Genomic DNA, 6366 nt, shown 5'->3' with positions numbered 1-6366 from the left:
ACCTAACCGGCGATTACGTCTGGCGGCAGAGCCGCAGACTGGAAGACGGGAAGTTTCGGCCCCTACGGATGCCCGGAAAACCTTAGCGTACGATTTTTTCCGAATTCTGCGGGCTCCCCTGAAACAGCGCGGCCTGTTCCCCGCGCGGGATCAGCGCCTTTGACTCGATCAGCGTGATGGCGGTGGCCGCCGCCTCCAGCATCTGCCACTGCACCGCCGGGGCCAGAATCTCGTAGGGACGCCACAGACTCTGCCCGGCGCGCAGCGGATGGCCGCAGCGCTCCCAGACATGGCGGATGCTCGCCGAGCAACTGCCGCAGTGCGAGAGCGGCGTGTTCAGCTCATCAAGCAGGGTGCGCAGCAGCCGGAACCACAAGCCGGCGTGGACACGCCGACGCGGCAGCTCCACAAAACCCGTCGTCAGCGCCTGCCAGGTGCGCCGGTCCATGCAGGCGATTGCGTCATCGGCAGGGCGCGGCGCAGCATCGGCGATTTCCCACTGAAGATACCGGCCGTGCATGCCCCAGTAGGACTCCAGCCAGCAGCCATGCTGCGGGCAGCTCAGCATCAAGGGGAGCTGCCAGACGAGTAGCACAGCTTGATTCGTTGGATCGTTCAGACACTGCGGACACGCCCGGCGAATCGTCTGGCTCGGTAGCCAGGCACGCCAGCGAGTGATGGACCGCACCTTGCGGGTGCGCTTGGGCAGGAGCACCGCGCATTGGAATGTATAGGTTTCCAAGGCTGCTGGTACCGAATCGTCGAGACTGTCGAGCAGCCACGGCACCCAGCCTGCAAGACTCATGCTGCGCAACCGCTCCAGCTCGACGCCACTGCGCTGGCAGAGCGCCGTCAGCAACGACAAGGATGGTGCGGTATCCAGGTCATCAAGTTGGCTGTGACCAAGATCGTGGGCCAGCAGCTCGTGCACGTCCATCTGGTAGCAGGCGGCGACCCGGTTGAGCCATGAGGACAGGGCTTCGCCTTCCTTGGGTGCCGGATGCAGCGGCCAGCGCGGCGCGGACTTCACATCAGTTCCCGCTCGAACTGTCGCCGCCGCTCACTGGGGCCGATGTAGTCGGCCATGCTGAGCGTGCGGTGGTTGATCGCTTCCTCGCCACTCTCCACGGCGGCGACGGCCGCCGCCACCAGCAGATGTGCAAGCTCGCCGATGGTGCCTTCGCTCCGGGTGAGCAGGTAGCGGGCCATGTCCAGCGTGGCAATCGGGGATGGCCGCCGTAGCGGGAGTGACGCCGCGAAGCTGGCCAGCAGCGAGCAGCAGTCCTCATTGGCCTCCCACGGCGGCAGCAGCATCGGCTCGAAGCGGTTTTCCAACTGATCGTCCGAACGGATGGCCAGGTACGCCTCGCGCGTGCCGACCCCGACCAGGGGGATACGCAGCTCGTTGCCGAGGAAGCGCAGCAGGTTGAGGAACTCGCGCCGGTTAACGCTGTTGCCAGCCAGTACATTGTGCAGTTCGTCGATCACCAGCATGCGCACGCCGACCTTGCGCAGCAGGGCCAGCGCCAGTTGCTCCATTTCCGGCAGCCGTGGGCGCGGGCGCAGCGGCGCGCCCATCGCAGCCAGCAGCGCGACATAGAAGCGGATCACCGATGGCTCTGACGGCATCTGCACGACCAGCACCGGGATATGTTCTTGGTCAGCGTCGGTGCCGACCGGGTGCGCCCGCCGGAATTTCTCGACGATCATCGACTTGCCGTTGTTGGTGGGGCCGACCAGCAGCAGGTTTGGCATGCGTTGCTTGTTCGGCCACGCATACAGAGTTTCCAGCCGGTTCAGCGCCTCGACCGCGCGCGGGTAGCCGATCCAGCGGTCGGCGCGAATGCGCTGGATGCGCTCGTCTGCCGGCAGCCTGGCCAAACCCTGTGCCGCTGGCAGCAGGTGGGACAGGTCAATGACGGGATATTCGTCCACGGCTACCACTCCTCGATCTGATCGAACGGTTTGGCCGGCGGCAGGTTGTCTGCCTGCGGGTCAGCCATGTCCACATCCGGCGGTATGGGCTTGGCCGGTGGCTCCGACGTCTTGAGGTGCTGGCGGCGATCAGCGTCGCGCCGCGCCTTGCGCGTGGCCTTCTGGGCGGTGGTCACGATCTCGCGCATCTGCCCGATCATGCGGAACAGCGCCGACTCGTCCACCTGCTCGCGCCCGAGCTGACGCAATTTGGCCAGCGCCTGGCGTTGTTCCCAGAGGGTGACGGCCGGATGGGACAAGGTGCGGTAGTGGATCTCCAGATAGTGCTGACCTTCCGGTTCCAGTACCCAGATGCGGCTGATGTCGCGCGGATCGCGCCGGATCAGGAAGGCGGGCAAGCGCTCGCGCCGGGCAATCCACGGCTTGAGGGCGTCGGCGTAGTAGTGGATGTGGTCGATGACAAAGCCGGTGCGGGTCAGGGTGCGGCGGATCACCGGCAGGAAATCGACCAAAAACGCGGTGGGGCGGGTAACGACGGCCGGGACGCCAACGCGCTCCACGGCCTCGGCCCAGCGCGCGGCCGGCGGCTGGAGCAGGCCGTTGTGCACGGAGCCGTGATAGGTGCCTACCGCCAACGCGAGCCAGCGCTCCAGCTCGCGCAGCGTCAGGGTGGCCATCTTCTCGGAATCGTACTCGCCGCGCTGGCCGGGATTGGAGAAGGTCGTCCCCGGTAATTCGTCGTGGATCATCTGCATCGCCGTGCCGATGATCCGTTCCACGATGCCGCCGTAGTGCGGCTGGCCTGGTGGGCGATAGTCCAGCCGGATGCTATGCTGTTCGCAGCCACGGCGCAGCGCTTCGCTTTTGAACTCGGCCGCGTTGTCCAGATAGAGCAGCCTGGGCTTGCCGCTCATCGGCCAGTCCATTTCCACATTCAGCCCTTCCAGCCAGGGCCGCTTGTCGCAGGCGGCATGCGCGAGGCATAGGCCGACCGAGACGGCGGACGGCGCTTCCAGCGTGACCACCATGCCGAGTACGCAGCGCGTGAACACGTCGATGGCGAGGGTCAAATATGGGCGGCCAATCGGTTGCCGGTCGCGCTCGTCGACCACGATCAGGTCGATGACGGTGTGGTCGATCTGCACCTGTTCCAGCGGCATGGTGACTTCGGGCGGAATGCCACCCGCGCCTTGCAAGGGACGGGCAGCGTCCTGCCCGCCCCGGCTGCGGGCTATTTTCGCCGGGTGTAGTCCGGCAATCCGCTGGGCCACGGTGTTGCGCGCCGGCACCGGCAGCTTCTGGGTTTTGCACGCCTGCGCGACTTCGCGGTGGAACGCCGCCAGGCTGCGTTTCTGCTTGGTCAGGAAGCGCTTTTGCAGCAGCTCGCGGATGATGCGCTCGACCGGTTCCGGCAAGCGCCCCTTGCCTTTGCCGCCGCCGGATCGGCCGGGCGTCAGGTCTGTTACCAGGCCAGTACCCTGCCGGGCGCGACGGATCAGGACATATACCTGTCGCCGGGACAGGCCCAGCGCTTGGGCTGCCTCATCGGCGGCTTCATGCCCGACCACCTCAAGCGCTGCCAGTGGCCCGATGATTTCCGTCCGGTGCCGGGCTTGCGCCCATGCCTCGTCGGGCAGGGTGGCCACGCCTTGCGCGGCAATCGGTGGAGTGTCTGATGTCATGCCCAAACCTCGCTTTGGTGCACACGAGTATTGAGCATAGTCGAGATTGGTGCAGACGACTCCTGATATTGGGCTGTCAGGAGCCGTATGCACACCAGGCGTTACATCCAGTCAGATGGTGCGGTCGTCTTCTGAAAACGACACATGTGTCAACGAATGCGAAAGACCACTCTATTCTGACGACTCGGAGCGGCCTTGCCTGACGTCCGGTTAGGGTATAGCTCAATATGACACATGGCTGCAAATCGCTAATTTACCAACTATAAAGAGCTATGCTCTCAAGAAGCGGTTGCGCTAACCGATACAGTATAAATTAGGCCCCAAGTATTATTTTATTTGCACAAAGGTAATGATTATGTTTTTCAATAAAAACAAACAACTGCTGGACACAGAAAATAAGCTCTCAGAACTACAGTGGCAGCTTGATTCAATAAATCGAAATGTCGCGGAAATCAGATTCAGGCCAGACGGGAGCGTAATCTATGCGAGCAATATCTTTCTAGAGATGCTTGGTTACAAACTCGAAGAAATAGCAGGGCAGCACCACAGAATTTTCTGCGAAAAGAATTATGCTAGCACAGCTGATTATTCGCGCTTCTGGCAGAAATTGGCTGACGGCCATCCTCAATCAGGTTTATTTAGGCGGCTGCGCAAAGACGGTAACTTAGTATTGATTGAGGCTACTTATATTCCAGTTCAAAATCAAGATGGAAAAGTTATTGAAATCATTAAGATTGGCTCAGATGTCACTCAGAGAGAAAACGAGTTACTCTCACTAAGAGCCGTCCATGCAGCCATCTCCCGCTCGATGGCGGAGATCGAGTTCACACCTAACGGTGACATCCTGCATGCAAATGAGAATTTCCTCCGTGCTATGGGTTATCGCCTCAGCGATATCAAGGGTCGACACCACCGAATGTTCTGTTTCGATAATTTTTATCAAGAAAATCCAAATTTTTGGCAGAGTTTAAAGGGAGGAACTTTTTTAAGCGGGCAATTTGAGCGCAAGACCGCATCGGGAGAGACCATCTATCTTGAGGCCACCTACAACCCCGTCATTGATGAAGCCGGCCAGGTTGTGAAAGTGTTAAAATTTGCCACCGACGTCAGCTCGCAGAAGCATAAGGCTGATGAAATCCGTCAAGCCGCAGAGCTTTCCTTCACCACCGCCGAGGAGACATCTCAAATTTCCGTGCGGGGCATGGAGTCCCTTGCTAGTTCAATTGAATTATCTCAGAGCACACTTAATTTAATAAACGGTGCGGTTATTTTGATTACACAGCTAAATGCTCAGGCTAAAGATATCGAGAAAATTGTTACCACCATCCAAGGCGTGGCAGAACAAACTAACTTACTAGCACTTAACGCCGCAATTGAAGCTGCCCGAGCGGGTGAAACGGGCCGAGGCTTTGCTGTAGTAGCCGACGAGGTTCGTCAGTTGGCAGCTCGAACTAGCAGTGCCACCGTGGAAATCCAGAATGTGGTAACTGCTAACGGAAAGCTTACTCAGCAACTGAATATAGATATGAACAGCATCGCTAGAAGCGCCGAAGAAAACAACGATCAGATCGCAACTGTAACAACTATTATGCGTGAAATCAGTGACGGTGCAGACCATGTTGCCCGTACCGTATCGACGTTGTTCAAAGACAATAGCTAGTGTCCAGTTTTAGGCAAAATCAGGATCGGAACTTCGAGCCGCAGCGCTACAGAGCCAGAAGCCCAAACTTGGTGACGGCCATCGTGCTATGGAACACGATGTATCTGGAGCGCATCACTTGGGGCTGGTCGAGGCAAGTCGGTGGGCGGCGAGCTGCTGCAATACCTGTTGCCGCTGGGCTGGGAGCACATCAACCTGACTGGCGATTACGTCTGGCGGCAGAGCCGCAGGCTGGAGGTCGGGAAGTTCAGGCCGCTACGATTGCCCGGAAAACCTTAGCGTACGATTTTTTCCGAATTCTGCGGGCACCCCTGACTGGCAGCACTACCTCCCGCTGATCGAACGCAAGCCCGGTGCGCTGCGCAACGGCGCGCCCTTTGCTGATCTGCCGGCGCCGCTGCGTCAGCTTAAGCACGGTCTGGGGCGTCATGCCGGCGGTGACCGGATCATGGCGCAAGTCCTGGCTGCCGTACCGGTCGCCGGACTCGATGCCGTGCTGGTAGCCGTTGAGCTGGTACTGGAGAGCGGCAGCCTGAGCGCCGAACACATCCTCAATGTCGTGGCACGGCTGACAGCATCCGAACCACCACCCAGCGTCGAAACCCACTTATCGCTCAAGGAAGCCCCCGTCGCTAACACGGCGCGCTACGACCGCCTGCGTGGCCAGGCCGAGGAGGTCGGTCATGCGTGATTTGATGGCGGAACTCAAGGAGCTGCGCCTGCACGGCATGGCCACGGCCTGGGCGGAGTTAACTGCACAGGGTGAGTCGAACACAGCCTCGTCCAAGTGGCTGCTCGAACACCTGCTGGAACAAGAGCACACAGATCGCGCCATGCGCTCGGTGAGCCACCAGATGAACATGGCCAAGCTGCCGATGCACCGCGATCTGGCCGGCTTCGACTTCAGCGCCTCCAGCGCCGACGCTCGCTTGATCAGCGAGCTGGCCAATCTGAGTTTTACCGACACCGCGCAGAACGTGGTGCTGATCGGCGGCCCAGGCACCGGCAAAACCCACCTGGCCACCGCACTGGCCGTGTCCGGCATCACCCGGCATGGCAAGCGCGTGCGCTTCTACTCCACGGTCGATC

At 60.4% G+C, this 6366-nt stretch carries 3 protein-coding genes and 5 pseudogenes; 5 read left to right on the top strand and 3 right to left on the bottom strand.

Features of this window, described 5'->3' with window-relative positions; translation table 11 throughout:
* Positions 1 to 121 precede the first annotated feature (121 nt).
* From HMPREF2886_RS01610 to HMPREF2886_RS01600, 3 genes and pseudogenes are all read right to left on the bottom strand, one after another.
* Positions 122 to 1030, bottom strand: a pseudogene (locus tag HMPREF2886_RS01610) (TniQ family protein); the annotation flags it as partial.
* Entirely contained in the window at positions 1027 to 1935 is a 909-nt protein-coding gene (locus HMPREF2886_RS01605; RefSeq protein WP_003465065.1) for a TniB family NTP-binding protein, read from the bottom strand. The pseudogene HMPREF2886_RS01610 and the gene HMPREF2886_RS01605, both read right to left, overlap by 4 nt.
* A gap of 2 nt (positions 1936 to 1937) precedes the next feature.
* Positions 1938 to 3617, bottom strand: coding sequence for a Mu transposase C-terminal domain-containing protein (locus HMPREF2886_RS01600; protein ID WP_070746642.1), 1680 nt, complete (start codon positions 3615 to 3617; stop codon positions 1938 to 1940).
* A gap of 349 nt (positions 3618 to 3966) precedes the next feature.
* On the opposite strand from HMPREF2886_RS01600, the pseudogene HMPREF2886_RS35250 reads away from it, so the two are divergent.
* From HMPREF2886_RS35250 to istB, 5 genes and pseudogenes are all read left to right on the top strand, one after another.
* A pseudogene (locus HMPREF2886_RS35250) lies at positions 3967 to 4731 on the top strand (PAS domain-containing protein); the annotation flags it as partial.
* Positions 4732 to 4818: 87 nt separating this feature from the next.
* Positions 4819 to 5277: a methyl-accepting chemotaxis protein gene (locus tag HMPREF2886_RS35245; protein WP_255342433.1), complete on the top strand. Its 459-nt coding sequence runs from the start codon at positions 4819 to 4821 to the stop codon at positions 5275 to 5277.
* A 20-nt stretch (positions 5278 to 5297) separates the two neighbouring features.
* Positions 5298 to 5556 (top strand): annotated as a pseudogene (locus HMPREF2886_RS32630) (Tn3 family transposase); the annotation flags it as partial.
* Between the two features lie 31 nt (positions 5557 to 5587).
* Positions 5588 to 5968, top strand: a pseudogene (locus tag HMPREF2886_RS32625) (IS21 family transposase); the annotation flags it as partial.
* A pseudogene (gene istB, locus HMPREF2886_RS01590) lies at positions 5961 to 6366 on the top strand (IS21-like element ISPst3 family helper ATPase IstB); the annotation flags it as partial. The pseudogenes HMPREF2886_RS32625 and istB, both read left to right, overlap by 8 nt.

The sequence above is a fragment of the Pseudomonas sp. HMSC066A08 genome (genome assembly GCF_001813025.1).
Classification (GTDB): Bacteria; Pseudomonadota; Gammaproteobacteria; order Pseudomonadales; family Pseudomonadaceae; genus Pseudomonas; species Pseudomonas aeruginosa.
The sequence above is the reverse complement of the archived record's forward strand: the minus strand, read 5'-3'. Positions and strand labels throughout refer to the sequence as shown.

Excerpts from the sequence above, each read along its gene's own strand:
- HMPREF2886_RS01600 (WP_070746642.1), bottom strand. The coding sequence starts at position 3,617 with ATGACATCAGACACTCCACCGATTGCCGCGCAAGGCGTGGCCACCCTG.
- HMPREF2886_RS35245 (WP_255342433.1), top strand. The coding sequence starts at position 4,819 with ATGGAGTCCCTTGCTAGTTCAATTGAATTATCTCAGAGCACACTTAAT.